Origin of the sequence: Brachybacterium sp. J153, from assembly GCF_036311905.1 — a bacterium.
GTDB lineage: Bacteria > Actinomycetota > Actinomycetes > Actinomycetales > Dermabacteraceae > Brachybacterium.
In genome coordinates this window covers 20,789-36,269 of sequence record NZ_JAZDCH010000020.1, presented here as the reverse complement: position 1 = coordinate 36,269, position 15,481 = coordinate 20,789, and the positions used below count along the sequence as shown (strand labels likewise).

The 15,481-nt window shown below is 68.9% G+C and carries 11 protein-coding genes; 7 read left to right on the top strand and 4 right to left on the bottom strand.

The window, feature by feature from the left end; translation table 11 throughout:
• Positions 1 to 52: 52 nt before the first annotated feature.
• Both V1258_RS09925 and V1258_RS09920 read right to left on the bottom strand, forming a co-directional pair.
• Entirely contained in the window at positions 53 to 181 is a 129-nt protein-coding gene (locus V1258_RS09925; protein WP_329749502.1) for a putative transporter small subunit, read from the bottom strand.
• 74 nt (positions 182 to 255) lie between these two features.
• Entirely contained in the window at positions 256 to 2,007 is a 1,752-nt protein-coding gene (locus V1258_RS09920; protein ID WP_329749501.1) for a sodium:solute symporter family protein, read from the bottom strand.
• A 458-nt stretch (positions 2,008 to 2,465) separates the two neighbouring features.
• Between V1258_RS09920 and V1258_RS09915 the strand changes: the two genes are divergently transcribed.
• From V1258_RS09915 to V1258_RS09885, 7 genes are all read left to right on the top strand, one after another.
• A complete protein-coding gene (locus V1258_RS09915; RefSeq protein WP_329749500.1) occupies positions 2,466 to 3,356 on the top strand; it encodes an ATP-grasp domain-containing protein in 891 nt (296 codons plus the stop codon).
• 138 nt (positions 3,357 to 3,494) lie between these two features.
• On the top strand, positions 3,495 to 4,700 hold the full coding sequence (locus V1258_RS09910; RefSeq protein WP_329749499.1) for a Fic family protein: 1,206 nt from the start codon (positions 3,495 to 3,497) through the stop codon (positions 4,698 to 4,700).
• Positions 4,701 to 4,801: 101 nt separating this feature from the next.
• On the top strand, positions 4,802 to 6,274 hold the full coding sequence (locus tag V1258_RS09905) for a type I restriction-modification system subunit M (RefSeq protein ID WP_329749498.1): 1,473 nt from the start codon (positions 4,802 to 4,804) through the stop codon (positions 6,272 to 6,274).
• The gene (locus V1258_RS09900) at positions 6,271 to 7,455 is read left to right on the top strand and encodes a restriction endonuclease subunit S (protein WP_329749497.1); all 1,185 of its coding nucleotides are present in this window, start codon (positions 6,271 to 6,273) and stop codon (positions 7,453 to 7,455) included. The genes V1258_RS09905 and V1258_RS09900 overlap by 4 nt, the downstream gene beginning before the upstream one ends.
• Positions 7,456 to 7,667: 212 nt before the next feature.
• On the top strand, positions 7,668 to 7,973 hold the full coding sequence (locus V1258_RS09895) for a helix-turn-helix domain-containing protein (RefSeq protein ID WP_329749496.1): 306 nt from the start codon (positions 7,668 to 7,670) through the stop codon (positions 7,971 to 7,973).
• Complete coding sequence (locus V1258_RS09890) at positions 7,970 to 8,962, top strand: PIN domain-containing protein (RefSeq protein WP_329749495.1); 993 nt, start codon at positions 7,970 to 7,972, stop codon at positions 8,960 to 8,962. Before V1258_RS09895 ends, V1258_RS09890 begins: the two co-directional genes overlap by 4 nt.
• A 213-nt stretch (positions 8,963 to 9,175) precedes the next feature.
• Positions 9,176 to 12,601: a DEAD/DEAH box helicase family protein gene (locus V1258_RS09885; RefSeq protein ID WP_329749494.1), complete on the top strand. Its 3,426-nt coding sequence runs from the start codon at positions 9,176 to 9,178 to the stop codon at positions 12,599 to 12,601.
• Between the two features lie 107 nt (positions 12,602 to 12,708).
• Here the strand turns inward: V1258_RS09885 and xylB are convergent, their stop codons facing one another.
• Both xylB and xylA read right to left on the bottom strand, forming a co-directional pair.
• On the bottom strand, positions 12,709 to 14,097 hold the full coding sequence (gene xylB, locus V1258_RS09880; RefSeq protein WP_329749493.1) for a xylulokinase: 1,389 nt from the start codon (positions 14,095 to 14,097) through the stop codon (positions 12,709 to 12,711).
• 112 nt (positions 14,098 to 14,209) lie between these two features.
• Complete coding sequence (xylA, locus tag V1258_RS09875) at positions 14,210 to 15,403, bottom strand: xylose isomerase (protein ID WP_329749492.1); 1,194 nt, start codon at positions 15,401 to 15,403, stop codon at positions 14,210 to 14,212.
• Positions 15,404 to 15,481 lie beyond the last annotated feature (78 nt).

The following is a 15,481-nucleotide window of genomic DNA, read 5'->3' as shown; positions in this document are numbered from 1 at the left end:
GAGGGCCCACCACTCCAGCTCGGGGTGGCGGGCCCTCCGGCATGGGGGCCGGTCAGATGATCGGGCGGCCCTCCCGGCGCGCCTGGGCGGCATCCTTCGCGAAGCCGCGTGCGATCGCGATGAGGACGCCGAGCACGAGCACGGGCCACATGAGGACGTAGGCGGTCAGCAGGACGGTCATGGTCTCTCCTGGGGTCGGGGCGGGCCGGGCGGTCCGCCGGGGACTGGTCGATCGGGGTGGGGCGGCCGGGGTGGTCAGCGGCCGCCGACGGGGTCGGCGTCGAGGTCGCGGTCCCCGTCGGCCGTCGCACCGGAGGCGGCGCCGCGGCCGTCGGCCCCGTCGGCCTCCGAGCTGGGGGTCTCGTCGTCGAAGTCGCCCGTGACCTTCTGGATCACCGCGAAGTCGAAGTCCTTGCCGGAGCGGACGCTCATCAGCGTGCACACCAGGAACGAGACCGAGTACGCGACGAGCGAGCCGGAGAGCGTCTCGTAGTCGCGCAGGAAGTCCAGGCCGAACGGCAGCGTCACCAGGGTCGCGAGCACGCCGATCACGATCGCGGCGCGCAGCCCGAAGAAGCCGAAGGCCATGATCCCCAGCACGACGCCGACGCCGAGGATCGCCAGCAGCTCGACCACGAGCGCCCACGGGCCCTCGAGCGGGATCCACTGGAAGCGGACCGGCAGGAACACGGCGAGCGCCGCGAGCACGGACACGGTGAACGCCGCGTTGGTGATCCGGCCCCAGTAGAAGGAGGCGATCACCGGGAACACCAGGCAGCCCCACAGGGCGCCGACGAACACCAGCAGGTCCAGGATGTTGAAGCGCGCGGTCGCGAAGTAGAGGGCGGCCGCGGTCGCGACCACCATCGTGAGGCGGCCGATCAGCAGCATCGTGCGGGGGTTCGCGTTCTTCCGGCCGACGGACTGGCCGTAGATGTCGGTCATCACGATCGAGCTGAGCGCGGCGAGGTCGGAGTCCGCGGTCGAGGACAGCGAGCCGATGATCATGATGAACGCGAGGGCGACCAGACCCACCGGCAGGTAGGTGCCGATCATCTGCGGCATGAGGTTGTTGACATCGCCATCCGTCGGCTGGATGCCGAGGTAGAGGGCCATCACGCCGAGCATGCCGATGCCGATCACCGTCGCGCCGTAGCCGACGGTCGCGGTGATGAAGGTGGGCTTGATGAGGTCCTCGCGCACGGCGAAGAGGCGCTGGGCGATGGTCTGGTTGCCGATCGCGTAGGCGAGCACCGCGGCGATGTACGGGGCGCCCTGGTTCATGAAGGCGTCGGAGGAGAAGAAGCTCTCCTGCTGCGGGGTGACGTTCCCGGCCGCGACACCTTCGGCGAAGATCTGCGGCCCGCCGACCACGAAGAAGACGGCCGGGATGATCACGACCGCCGCCCCGAGCATCGCCATGACCTGCGTGAAGTCGGTGAGCACGGAGGCGCGGAAGCCGGACCACAGGGTGTAGAGCAGCACGCCGCCCGCGATGATCACGATGCCCTGGCCGAAGCTGAGCGGGGAGAGCATGGCGATGAGCGCGCCGCCGGCGATGAAGTTCGAGGTCAGCGAGATGACGGAGCCGAGCACGTTGGAGCCGGCGAGCATCAGCTGCGAGGAGCGGCCGTGCCGGGCGTACATGACCTCGGCGAGGGTGTGGGCCTTGGGGGCGACCTTCCGGATCCGCTTCCCGAAGGGGTAGATGAACAGGATCATCAGCGCGCCCCACAGGCCGTAGTGGATGGGGCCGGAGACGCCGTAGGTGTAACCCGCGGTGACCGAGGCGTACATCGAGGACGCCCAGATCCAGGTGGCGGTCATCGACGCGGCGGAGACGCCGAAGCCGATGCGGTTGCCGGCGGTCATGTAGTCGTCGGCGTTCTCGGAGCGGCGCGAGATGGCGACCGACATCCACATCGTGCCGCCGTAGAAGAGGATCAGCAGGAGGACGACTCCGATGATCCCGAGCTGGGTGATCTCCCCCGGTGATGTGGGCGGCACTGCAGTTCCTTCCGTCGCGTCCGGGCCGTCGTGGGCCTCCTCGGTCCGCCGGTCCGTCGCGGGCAGGGCCTCGCGGTGATGCATCGACCGGCGTAGCCCTCGGGGACGGGAGCAGCGCGGGCAGGCGCGTCCTCAGAGGGGTCCGCGGGGGCGGACCCGCAGGGGCGGGAGGGCCTGGCCTGCTCACCGTCAACTCCTGCAGGGCCGCATAGATTCTCGCATGCGGATTGTCTGATTGCCAGCTGAAAGATCACCGAGGTGTTACGAACCGCAGGTGAGAGCGTCGAATCTTGGTTGTCGGGCATATGGATCGGATGGGCGTCAGGATCGGGGCGCATAGACATGCAGGCGGATGATCAGTCGGGGGCGGCGCGCGCGGCGGCCGTGGGGCGCGCGGAGGGGCGGGGCGGGCGAGATCCGGGGGCGGCGGTGATCGCCGCCCGGCTAGGGTCGCGACCATGCCCCGCATCGCCATCGTCACCACGCGCCCCGACTTCTTCACCGCCGCGGACCCGGACCGCGACTGCGCACCGCTCGTCGCCGCCCTGCGCGCCCGGGGCGTCGAGGCCGAGTCCGTGGCCTGGCGGGACGAGACGGCCGACTGGTCCGCCTACGACCTCGCAGTGATCCGCAGCCCCTGGGATTACGTCCTGCACGCCGACGAGTTCGCGGCCTGGCTCACCCGAACCGGCGCGCTGACCCGGATCCTCAACGACCCCGAGCTGGTGCGCTGGAACATGGACAAGAGGTACCTGCGAGAGCTCGAGTCCGCCGGGGTGGCGGTCGTGCCGACCACCTGGCACACGGACGAGGCGTCACTGCTCGCGGCGCTCGCGGAGCACGCCGACGGGGGGCACGTGGTCATCAAGCCCGCCGTCGGCGCCGGCTCGCAGGACACCGGGCTGTTCGCGCGCGACGACGCGGGGGCGCTCGAGCTCGGCCGACGGATCCTCGACGGAGGCGGCACGGTGATGCTGCAGCCCGAGATTCCCGAGCTCTCCGCAGGCCTCGAGAAGGCGCTGTACACGATCGACGGCCGCCTCACTCACGCGGTCGCCAAGGGTGCCCTGCTCGCCCGCGGGGGTGGACTGCGCGGCGGCGTGTACCACGAGGATCCGCAGGTCGTCGGGGTGGACGCGGGGGAGGCGGCGTTCGCGGAGCGGGTGCTCGCGGCGGTGTCGTCGGCGACGGGACTGACCACTCCGCTCTACGGCCGGATCGACGTCGTCGACTCCGCCGAGCACGGCCTGGTGCTGCTCGAGGCGGAGCTCTTCGAGCCGACGTACAACCTGCACCTCGTGCCCGAGGTGGTCGACGTCTTCGCGGAGGCGATCCTCGGGCGGGTGTGAGAGGTGGGGCGGCGGGGCTCCGGCGAGCGCGGGCATCTCCCGTTGTGTGACATCCCGGCGGCAACAATGTCTGTCAACGGGCCGTTCACTGACATTGTCGGGTCGACTATGTCTGACAATAGGCCGTAGAGTGACATGATGGACCTTGACATGTTCCTCAAGGAGTCTCCGGGAGCGCTCGTACCAATCACCGGCACCGATCCGATGCGTGGCGCCTGGGAGCATCGGGCATTCGTCCCCGACGCCCTGCCGGAAACGATGCCGCCCCTCTCTCCCGAGACCTTCTTGGCCGTGGCGAACGCTCGCGCGGCGATCGCAGCCCTCGACTCGACCGCTAGCCGCCTACCCGAGCCCGGTCTGCTGCGGTCTCCGACCCTGCGTCGCGAGGCTCAGAGCACCTCGGCGCTCGAGGGCACCTACGCCCCCTTGGAGCAGGTGCTGACGGCCGACGAGGAGGATCCGAGCACCGCCGAGATGACTGAGATTCTCAACTACGTCCGGATGGCGGAGACCGGCTTCTATCGCGTCGCCCAGGGGTGGCCGCTCTCCGTCAGCGTGGTCGCCGAGCTCCAGGGGATCCTGATGCGGGGGACGCCGCTCGAGGAGGAGTCCGGGCGGCTCCGCGCAGGCCAGGTCGTCATCGGCCTGCGGTCCGACGTCCCGCTCGATGACGTGCCGGTGCGCACCGCGCGATTCGTCCCGAGCCCGCCAGGAGCCGACCTCGAGGTCCGGCTGCGCGACCTGATCGACTGGATGCAGCGGGACCATGGGCAGCGGATCGACCCGATCGTCGCCGCAGCAATGGCGCACTATCAGTTCGAGACGCTCCACCCGTTCCGCGATGGAAACGGGCGCATCGGTCGCTACCTCATCGTCCTGCACCTCCTGGCGGCGGGCGTGCTCTCGGAGCCGACTCTCACCGTCTCCCCCTGGTTCGAGGCACGCCGCGCCGCCTACTACGACCATCTGCTGGGAGTGAGCGCCCGGGCCGACTGGGACTCGTTCATCCGCTTCTTCGCCGAGGGAGTCAGGAGCGCCGCCGACGGAACCCGAAAGCAGATGGTCGCGCTCGTCGACGTCCAGTCCCGGCTCCACGACCTCGTCCGCGAGTCGTCGTTGCGCTCCGGGCGAGCGAACGAGCTGATCGACTTCGCGGTCTCGCACCTGACGTTCACGGTGCGAATGGTCGAGTCGGCTCTCGGCATCTCGTACGGCCGGGCGAACACCCTTGTGGGCCAGCTCGTCGATCTTGGCGTCCTCGCCGTCGTCGACCCGGATGCCTACAAGCGCCGCTTCTTCGCCCCGCAGGTTCTCCAGGTCCTCACGAGCCGCACCGTCGCCTGACCCGTCCGGAGGGACGCCTCCGCGCAGGGGCCGTCGGCGGCAACCCCGGGCCCCGCCGCCCGGGCAGTCGCTCGTCCGACCGGGGCCATAGACTCATCCGGGTGATCACGGGTGAGTTGAAGAGCCGCATCGACCGGGTGTGGGACGCGTTCTGGTCCGGGGGCATCTCGAACCCCCTCGAGGTGATCGAGCAGGTCACGTACCTGCTGTTCCTGCGTCGACTCGACGATCAGCAGACCTCCGCCGAGCGGGAGCTGCGCCGCCTCGGGCGCACCGACAAGCCGATGCCGTTCCCGCAGAGCAAGGAGCACCTGCGCTGGTCGCGCCTGCGCGAGATGGGCGACACGCTCGCGATGCACGACTTGATGACGAGCGAGGTCTTCCCGTTCCTGCGCGGTCTCGGCGATGACATCGCGGGCGAGACCACCACCTACGGCGCGCACATGCACGATGCCCGCTACACGATCCCGAGTGCGAACCTGCTCGGCAAGGTCGTGGACATGCTCGATCAGATTCCGATGGACGATCGCGACACGAACGGCGATCTGTACGAGTACCTGCTCTCGAAGCTCGCCTCCGCCGGCGTGAACGGTCAGTTCCGCACGCCGCGGCACATCATCCGGCTGATGGTGGACATGATGGCGCCGACGCCAGCCGATGAGATCTGCGATCCCGCCTGCGGCACCGCCGGCTTCCTCATGGCGGCGAGCGAGCACGTGCGGGAGAAGCACCCCGACGCCCTCGTGGACCGGGAGCAGTCCCGCCACTTCCACCATTCGATGTTCCACGGCTTCGACTTCGACTCGACGATGCTCCGGATCGGCAGCATGAACATGCTGATGCACGGCGTGAACGCCCCGGACATCCGCTACCGCGACTCGCTCTCCGAGGGTGCGGCAGGCGATGAGGGCCTCTACTCGATGATTCTCGCGAACCCGCCGTTCGCCGGGTCGCTCAACTACGAGGAGACCAGCAAGGATCTGCAGCGCGTCGTCAAGACGAAGAAGACGGAGCTGCTGTTCCTGGCCCTGTTCCTGCGGCTGCTGAAGGCCGGTGGTCGCGCCGCGGTGATCGTCCCGGACGGAGTGCTGTTCGGGTCGACGAAGGCACACAAGGAGCTGCGCCGCATGCTGGTCGAGGACCACAAGCTCGACGCCGTGGTGAAGCTGCCGTCTGGAGTGTTCAAGCCGTACGCCGGTGTCTCCACGGCGATCCTCTTCTTCACGAAGACCGGAGCCGGCGGCACGGAGGACGTGTGGTTCTACGACGTCGCCTCCGACGGCTTCTCGCTCGACGACAAGCGCACTCCTCTCAGCGACTCCGACCTGCCGGACGTTCTCGCCCGATGGCAGAGCCTCGAGGGCGAGCGGGATCGCGCCCGCACCGACCAGAGCTTCCTGGTGCCGAAGGCGGACATCGTCGCCGAGGGCTACGACCTCTCCATCAACCGCTACAAGGAGGTCGTGCTCGAGGAGGTTGAGCACCGCTCCACCGAGGACATCCTCGCCGACGTCGAGCGACTCAACGACGAGATCGCGGCGGGTGTGGCGCGGCTGCGGGCGGTGCTGAAGTGAGCTCGACGCTTGGCGACTTCCTCCTCGACTCCCGGCCTGGATTCGCCTGCGGCGAGACCGACGACACCGGCATATTTCAGTTCCGCATGCACAACGTCACCAAGGCGAGTGATATAAGCCTGGAGACGCGACGCAGGATCCCCAGAGACTCTCACCGGAATCTGAACCAGTTTATGGTCACGCCCGGGGACGTCCTCTTCAATGCAACCAACAGTCCGGAGAACACTGGGAAGTCGATCCTGATTCCGGACCTCGACGAACCTGCCGTTTACAGCAACCACTTCGTCAGGCTACGCACCAACCCCCAGGAACTCCAGCCCGAATATCTATGGCGTTTCCTGCAGTGGCACTACCAGAGCGGGACATTCCAAGGAATGATTCGCGCTTGGGTCAACCAGGCTTCCGTGAGCAGGGCAGATCTTCTCGCCCTCCCGCTGGATCCACCACCCCTCCACAGCCAGCGTCGGATCGCCTCGATCCTCGACGAGGCCGCCGCGATCCGCACGAAGCGTCGCGCCCAGCTGGCCCATCTCGACGAGCTTCCGCAGGCGCTATTTCGCGAAACATTTGCCGGGCGCGCCGACAGAATTGCACTCATGAGCGAAGTTGCGCTTTCGATTGACAACGGGGTAAGTCCGGTTGCGGAAACGCGCAGCGCGGCCCCTGGCGAGTGGGGCGTACTCAAGCTCAGCGCGGTAAGTTACGGAGAGTTTCGTTGGCGGGAGAACAAGGCGTTCCTTGGCGATTCAGCGATCCTGGAACGCCACGAGGTCAAGCGTGGCGATGTTCTCATGACACGCAAGAACACACCCGAACTAGTGGGCTCGGTTGCGCTAGTGCGGGACACTCCGGCACAGATTGCCATCCCTGACCTCATATTCCGTATCAAATTCAACGACGATCTCCTCGACGGCACGTATGCACAGGCACTATTGATGTCTCCGACTGTTCGCCGACGCGTACGCAACCTGGCCGGCGGGTCGGCCGCATCAATGTCCAACATCTCCAAGGCACGCCTGTCGACACTTCAGATCCCAATCCCTCCCCTTAATGCGCAGAAGAGCTACGCCGAACAGGTCGAGGTCATCCATGCCGAGCGTGATCGCGTAGCCCGCGCCCTCAAAGCCGACGAGGAGCTGTTCGCCGCGCTGCAGTACCGGGCGTTCCGCGGGGAGCTCTGACCAGCGACAGGCGGTACGGCTCCGGCACCCGGGGAGCGGGTCAGCGCACTGGCCACAACTCGCCCTGGTGGATGTTTTGATCGTTTGAGTAGACTCTCCCCATGACTGGCGCCCTTGCACACGACCAAGCCGCCGCCCTCCGGGACGCGCTCAGCGGCGAGCTCCGCACGGCCGACGGCTCGTCGGTTGACATTCCGGCCGAGACTCTTGTGGTGCTCCTGCGCGCCCTCGACGTGATGGAGTCCAGTCGGGATGCGGTGATCTTCCCGGCCGATGATCTGCTGAGCACGGGACAGGTGGCGGAACTCCTCGGCGTCAGCCGCACAACGGTCACACGCCTGGTCGACAAGGGTGAGCTGGAGGGATCCGGTTCTGCCGTGCACCGTCGGATCCCGGCGGCCGAAGTGCGGCGATACCAGGAGCAGAGGCGCCACTCACGGCGCCGTGCGGTCAGCGTGCTCACCCAGGACATCGACGGCGATCTGCCGCCGGATGAACCCCCGGGTCGCACCCGATGAGCCGACCGGCGATCCTGCTCGACGCCTGCACTCTGGTCCCCGTCCGTCTGGCGACCACGCTCCTCTGGCTGGCCGAGGCCGACCTCCTCACACCGCTCTGGTCCGAGCAGATCCTCGACGAGGTGCAGCGGAACCTGCCTAGCGTCGCCGGGATCAGCCCGGCCGCCGCCGCACGGCGCGTCTCGGCGATGCGGGACGGGTTCGGGGCGGAGAGCATGGTCGAAGGGCACGAGGGGCTCGTCGAGTCGATGCAGTGCGACCCGAAGGACCGCCATGTCCTGGCGGCAGCCGTCGCTGCACGGGCCGATGTGCTCGCTACATTCAATCTGCGAGATTTCCCAGCGGAGTCGACGTCCCCGCACGGCATCGCGGTGCTACATCCGGAGCAGGTACTCCTCCAGCTGCTCACCGAACACCCCCGGGAGGTCACGACCGCGCTCGAGAGCGGGGTCGCAGCATTCCGCAACCCGCCGCAAAGCTTGGATGAGTTCCTCGCGACTCTTACGAGGGTCGCTCCGACCTTCGCCAACTTCGCCAACTTCACTGCCACCCTAGGCGAGGAGCTCAGCCCGATTCCCGCCCTCGTTGAAGCCCCACCCGAGGAGGCACTGGCGGCCTTCGGCGATCCTGGCGACGCGACGCGTCCTGAACAGGTTCTGTTTGCGTGGTGGTGCAGCCTTCTTGACGGCGATATAGGCACAGCAAGGATTCTCACGGCGAACCCTGGGGCGTTCGGGGACTACGGATGGGCGATGGACTGGCTAGCCGGGAGGGGGCTTGCCTCTCGCGTACTGCGGGCCGTGGACGCCCCCGAGAATCTCGCCTTCATGCGCTTCGTCCCGGAAACCCCGACCCCCGTACAGGTTTTCGCTCCACACATGGCCCCGTCCGTCATCGCTACCCTCGTACGCATCGAGGACGGCACGTGGCGGGTGTGGGGGCTAGGCACCGCAATGCCGTCGGCAGCAGATGTGTTCATCCAGCGCTGACGGAGTTGACGGGTGAAGGGGACAACATCCGCCCCCGGAGGAGCACCTTCACCTGCACTGTTTCTCGAAACGCCCTGTTTCTCACGATGGGAAACGCGGCGTTTCGAGAAACAGTCGACGACCCCCGACCCACAGGGCACGATAGCTCGCTCCCGCCGCCCGTCCCACCCTGTCGATACACTCTGACCTGGGGCTCGACCAAGGAGGGCGGCAGTGAGCAACTTCGGGTTCATCCGGGCGCAGTGGCCCGAGCTCTACGACACGTGCCAGCGCGCGGAGTCCTACGCCCTCTCCGACCCGGACACCGCCGCCTTCCATGCCCGCGTCGCGGTGGAGAAGGTCGTCGACTACCTGTTCGTGGACGTGTTCGGCCTGCCCGAGGTCTACCGCTCCGATCTCAGCGCCCGGATGAACGACCCGGCCTTCAAGAACCGCACCGGAGCCATCAACAACCAGCTGAACCTCCTGCGTCGGCGCGGCAACGACGCCGCACACGGGAACCGCCGCCTCTCCCGCCAGGACGGCATCGCCACGCTGCGGGACCTCTTCGACGTGATCGTCTGGACGGTCAAGCACCAGTCGACCTTCCCCGAGGCGGCGCCACTCGGCAGCTCCTTCGACGCCACCATCGCCCAGAAGCGCGCCCCGCTCGGCCCGGCCGAGCTCACCAAGCTGGCGCAGCGCTTCAGCGAGCAGCAGGAGTCCTCCCGGCGGGAGATCGCCGAACGCGACGAGAAGCTCTCCGCCCTCGAGGAGGAGCTCGAGGCGCTGCGACAGCAGATCGCCGACGCGAAGGCCGCCGACACCGCCGCCGACACCCACGACTACCGCGAGGACGAGACCCGCACCGCCCTCATCGACGAGCAGCTGCGCGACGCGGGTTGGGCGCTCGACGAGCCCCAGGATCGCGAGTACCCCGTCAGCGGCCTGCCGATCACGCCCGGTGGCAACGCGACCGGCACCGGTCGGGTGGACTACGTGCTGTGGGGCGCCGACGGGCTCCCGCTCGGCATCGTCGAGGCGAAGCGCTCCGCCGTCGCCCCGTCGGCCGGCGAACCGCAGGCGCGGCTCTACGCCGATGCGCTCGATGCGAAGTTCGGCCAGCGCCCCGTCATCTTCCTCAGCAACGGCGACCGGCACCTGCTGCTGGATGACGCCGCCGGATACCCGGCCCGCGAGGTTGCCGGATTCTTCACCCGCGGCGAGCTCGAGACGATGATCCGCCGCCGCACCCTGCGGTCGCCGCTTTCCGGAGTCCCCGTCGATCCGGCGATCGCCGGACGCCCCTACCAGCAGCGAGCGATCGCGAAGGTCGGCGCGCACTTCGATCAGAAGCAGCGCCGTGCCCTGCTCGTCATGGCCACCGGCACCGGCAAGACCCGCACCACCATCGCGCTCGTCAAGCAGCTCATGGAGCAGGGATGGGCGAAGCGGGTGCTGTTCCTCGCCGACCGCGCCGCGCTCGTGAAGCAGGCGCACCGCGCGTTCTCCAGCCTCCTGCCAGACGTCGCCTCCGTGAACCTCACCGCCGACAAGGAGACCGAGGCGCGGGTCTACCTTTCGACCTACCCCACGATGCTCAACCTCATCGACGCCGCCCGCACCGCCCAGGGTCGACGCTTCGGACCGGGGTTCTTCGACCTGATCGTCATCGACGAGGCACACCGCTCCGTCTACCAGAAGTACGGGGCTCTGTTCGACTGGTTCGACGGTCTCCTCCTCGGGCTCACCGCCACCCCCGTCGACGATATCGCTCGCAGCACCTACCGCCTGTTCGAGCTCGAGCCCGGCGTGCCCACCGACTCCTACCCGCTGGACGAGGCCATCGCCGAGGGGTACCTCGTCGGTCCCGAGAACCTGGTCTACGACTACGGCTTCCACCGCAAGGGCATTCGCTACGACGACCTCCCCGAGGACGAGAAGGAGAAGTGGGAGGAGATCGACTGGGAGGGCGTCGACGGCGAGGAGCATCCCGACGCGGAGATGCCCACCGAGGTCGAAGCGCCCCGGGTGTTCCGCTCGCTGTTCAACGCGGACACCGCGGACAAGGTGCTCGCCGAGCTGATGCAGCACGGATTCACCGTCGCGGGCGGCGACCGCATCGGCAAGACCATCGTGTTCGCGATGAATCAGCGCCACGCGCAGTTCCTCAAGGAGCGCTTCGACGCGCAGTACCCCCATCTCGGCGGGGACTTCGCCCAGGTGATCACGAGCCACTCCGCCTACGCGCAGACCCTCATCGACTCCTTCTCCCAGCCGGAGAAGGCCCCGCACATCGCGATCAGCGTGGACATGCTCGACACCGGCATCGACGTGCCCGAGGTGCTGAACCTCGTGCTGTTCAAGCAGGTGTTCTCCAAGACCAAGTTCTGGCAGATGATCGGCCGCGGCACCCGCCTCGCCCCCGGGATCTTCGGCGACGGGGACAAGGAGTCGTTCCGCGTCTTCGACGTGTGCGGGAACATCGAGTACTTCGCCCAGGACCCCGCCGACCGCACGGCGAGCGTGCAGATCTCCCTCTCGCAGCGGCTGTTCACCGTGCGGGCCCGACTGGTCGCAGGCATCGACGCGACCGCGGGCGATGGCGAGGTCCGTGCCGAGGCCGTCGACTGGCTCAGCAGCTTCGTCGCCGGAGTGCCGACGGGCTCCTTCCTCGCCCGCCCGCACCGTCGGCTCCTGGAGACCTACTCCGCTGCCGACGGCTGGGCGGCGCCGCTGACCACGATCGCCGCCGACGACGTCGCCGGCACGCTCGGCGCCCTGCCGTCGTCGGCCGCCACCGATGACGAGCACGCCAAACGCTTTGATCTCGTGGTGCTGCAGCGCGAACTCGCCCAGCTCGAGAACGACGACACCGTCGCCACTCGCACGAGGACCGTCATGCAGTCCGTGGCAGCCCAGCTGCTCGAGAAGCAGACGATCCCCCAGGTCGCAGCCGCCGCCGAACTGCTGCAGGACGTCGCAGGAGACGACTTCTGGGACGATGTCACGCTCCCGATGCTCGAGCGAGCACGACGCGGGATGCGTGCCCTCGTGCAGTTCCTCGACACGCCGCGACGATCGATCGTCGTGACGGACTTCGAGGACGACCTCGGCGAGGCACGCTCCGCAGATCTCCCACTCGCGACCGCCGGTGTCGACCAGAAACGCTTCCGCGAGAAGGTCACCGCCTACATCCGCGAGCACCGCGACCACGTCGCCATCCAGCGCCTGCGCCGCAACATGCCGCTGACCGAGACCGACCTCGAGGAGCTCGAGCGGATCCTCGTCGAGCAGGGCGAGGGCACGCCGGAGGCCCTCGCCTCGGCGAGCGGAGAGCGCGGGCTCGGAATCTTCGTGCGCTCCCTCGTGGGCCTCGACCGTGCCGCCACCGAGGCCGCGTTCGCCGAGAAGATCGCACCGGGCGGGCTGAACGCGACACAGCAGGAGTTCCTGCGGATGGTGATCGACGAGCTCACCCGCCGTGGGGAGATGCAGCCGGAGCGGCTGTACCAGTCCCCGTACGAGGACCGGGCCGCGACCCGGATCGACATCGTGTTCCCGCGGGAGTCCGAGGCCGACGCGGTGTTCGCGGTGCTGCACGACATCGAGCGAGCTGCGGCGCCATCAGGGCCCCTCGAGGAGAAGTCGCTGGCCTGAGGATCGAGCCTAGCCAGCCTTGTCCGACCATTTGGACCGCTCTCAGCGCGCCCAAACGACTCATACGCAGCACTGGGCACCGGCGAGGGCAGCCACCCACGCGCCACTCACCACTCCGCGGTGCGGTCCTTCAGCGCGCGGTATGCCTCGAGGACCTGCGGGGTCGCCTCCGCCGAGACCACCCGCGAGCCGCTGATCTCCCAAGCCGGCGGCTCGTCGGTCCCGGCGAGCGCCCACGCGGCCTGACGGGCGGCGCCGAGCGCGACGTACTCCCCGTCGGGCGCGATGGTGACCTCGCGGCCGAAGACCGCGGGCGCCAGCTCCTGGACGGCGCGCGACCGGGCGCCGCCGCCGATCAGGGTGATGCGCTGCGGGGCCGTGCCGGTGCGCTCCTCGAGCGCGGCGATGCCGTCGGCGAGCGAGCAGAGCAGGCCCTCGACATAGGCGCGGGCCACGTCCTCGCGGGTCGTGGAGGTGCTCATGCCGGTCAGGGTCGCGCGGGCGCCCGGCCGGTTGGGGGTGCGCTCCCCGTCGAAATAGGGCAGCAGAGTCACGCCGTGCGCACCGGGCACCGAGGCGAGGGCGAGCTCCGACATCTCCTCGTGGCTCACGCCGAGCAGCGCGCGGCCGGCCTCGAGGATGCGGGAGGCGTTGATGGTGGTGGTCATCGGCAGGAAGCGGCCGGTCGCGTCGGCGAAGCCGGTCACGGTGCCGCTCGCGTCGCCGGGCCGGGCGTCGCTGACCATGGCGCACACCCCGGAGGTGCCGATCGACACGGACACGTCGCCGGGGCCGAGGGAGAGGCCCAGCGCAGCGCCCATGTTGTCGCCGGTGCCGGCCGCGATCGCGGCGCCGCCCGCGGTGCGCGCCATGATCTCCTGCGGGACCGACGGTAGGCGCGGCAGCTCGAGCGCGCGCCCGATCGCCGCCTCGGCGAGCGCCGGCGCCCACGCCTCCTCGCGGGTGGAGTAGTAGCCGGTGCCGGAGGCGTCGCCGCGGTCGGTGAAGGGCTCCGTGCTGGCCTCGGCGAGGTGGAGGGAGACGTAGTCGTGCGGGAGCATCACGCGCGCGGCGCGGGCGGCGTTCTCCGGCTCGGCGTCGCGCACCCAGCGCAGCTTGCTCGCGGTGAAGGAGGCGACCATCAGGCTGCCGATCTCCTCGACGCTCGCCTCCGCGCCGCCCATCTCCTCGATCAGCGCAGTCGCGGCGGCGGCGGAGCGGGTGTCGTTCCACAGCAGCGCGTCGCGCACCACCTCACCGGCGTCGTCGAGCAGCACCATGCCGTGTTGCTGGCCGCCGACGGCCACGGCCTCCGCCCGCTCGAGCAGGGGGCCTGCGGCCTCGTCGACCGCGGCGAGCCAGGCGCGCGGGTCGACCTCGGTGCCGTCAGGGTGGGTGGCGCGGCGCTCCTCGAGGACCTGGCCGGTCTCGGCGTCGACGAGCAACGCCTTGGTGGACTGGGTGGAGGAGTCGATGCCGAGGACGAGCGGAGCCATCGTGGGTCCTTTCGGGGTCTGGGGTGGTGAGCGGCGGGGCCGACTTTCCCGCCGACGGGACCGGCCGACCGACCCGGGCAGGTCACCCGCCCGGGCCCGCCGGCCGACTGGATCAGGCGCGGAAGCCCAGCAGGTGCTGCATGGCCAGCTGCTGCAGGCGCACGAAGCCGTAGTTGCGCTCCCCGGCCTTGTCCGCGTCGAACTCCTCGAAGGTGGAGCGGTCCGCGAGCAGGTCCGCGAGGGTCTCGCCCTCGGCGAGGGTGGGCTGTGCGAGCTTGTCGATGCCGGAGTACGCGAGCGCCTCCTGCACCTCGGAGTCCTGGCGGAACGCGACCGCGCGCTCCTTGAGCATCAGGTACATCTCCATGTTCGCGGCCGCGGAGTCGTACTGGCCCTGCTCGTGCTCGGTGCGGGAGGGCTTGAAGTCGAAGTGGCGGGCGCCCTCGTAAGCGCCGGGCTTCGACGGGAAACCGTTCTCGAGCAGGTCGACGGTGAAGAAGGCACTGATCAGGTCGCCGTGGCCGAACACGAGGTCCTGGTCGTACATCGGGCCGTGCTGGCCGTTGAGGTCGATGTGGAACAGCTTGTCGCTCCACAGCGCCTGCGCGAGACCGTGGGTGTAGTTCAGGGTCGCCATCTGCTCGTGGCCGGTCTCGGGGTTGATGCCGACGATGTCGCCGTGCTCGAGCTGCTCGATGAAGGCCAGGGCGTGGCCGACGGTGGGCAGGAAGATGTTGCCGCGGGGCTCGTTGGGCTTGGGCTCGAGGCCGATCCGCAGGTCGTAGCCCTTGTCCTTGATGTAGCCGGCGACGGTGTCGAGGCCCTCGCGGTAGCGCTCGAGCGCGGCGTGGAGGTCCTTGGAGCCGTCGTACTCGGAGCCCTCGCGGCCGCCCCACATGACGAAGGTGGTCGCGCCGAGCTCGGCGGCGAGGTCCACGTTGGCGAGCACCTTGCGCAGGCCGAAGCGGCGCACGGAGCGGTCGTTGGAGGTGAAGGCGCCGTCCTTGAAGACGGGGTGGGCGAAGGTGTCGGTGGTGACCATCTCGATGACCAGGCCGGTCTCGTCGGTGACGGCCTTGAGCTGGTCGATGATCCGCTGGCGCTCCTCGGGGGTGGCGTCGAAGGGGATCACGTCGTTGTCGTGGAAGGTGAAGCCCCAGGCGCCCAGCTCGGCGAGCTTGCGGATGTGGGCGGACAGCTCGAGCGGCGGGCGGGTGGCGAGCCCGAACTGGTCGCGGGCCTCCCAGCCGGTGGTCCACAGACCGAAGGAGAACTTGTCGTCGCGGGTGGGCACGGGGGCGGTCATGGCAGCTCCTGGGTGAGGGCCGACGGCGGCGTCGGCGGGTGGCAGGGATGTCGTCGCGAGAACGCCTTCCCTTAGTAA

Bases quoted from the DNA above. Each gene is read 5' to 3' on its own strand.
- V1258_RS09925 (WP_329749502.1), bottom strand. From the start codon at position 181: ATGACCGTCCTGCTGACCGCCTACGTCCTCATGTGGCCCGTGCTCGTG.
- V1258_RS09915 (WP_329749500.1), top strand. From the start codon at position 2,466: ATGCCCCGCATCGCCATCGTCACCACGCGCCCCGACTTCTTCACCGCC.
- V1258_RS09910 (WP_329749499.1), top strand. From the start codon at position 3,495: ATGGACCTTGACATGTTCCTCAAGGAGTCTCCGGGAGCGCTCGTACCA.
- V1258_RS09890 (WP_329749495.1), top strand. From the start codon at position 7,970: ATGAGCCGACCGGCGATCCTGCTCGACGCCTGCACTCTGGTCCCCGTC.
- xylB (WP_329749493.1), bottom strand. From the start codon at position 14,097: ATGGCTCCGCTCGTCCTCGGCATCGACTCCTCCACCCAGTCCACCAAG.
- xylA (WP_329749492.1), bottom strand. From the start codon at position 15,403: ATGACCGCCCCCGTGCCCACCCGCGACGACAAGTTCTCCTTCGGTCTG.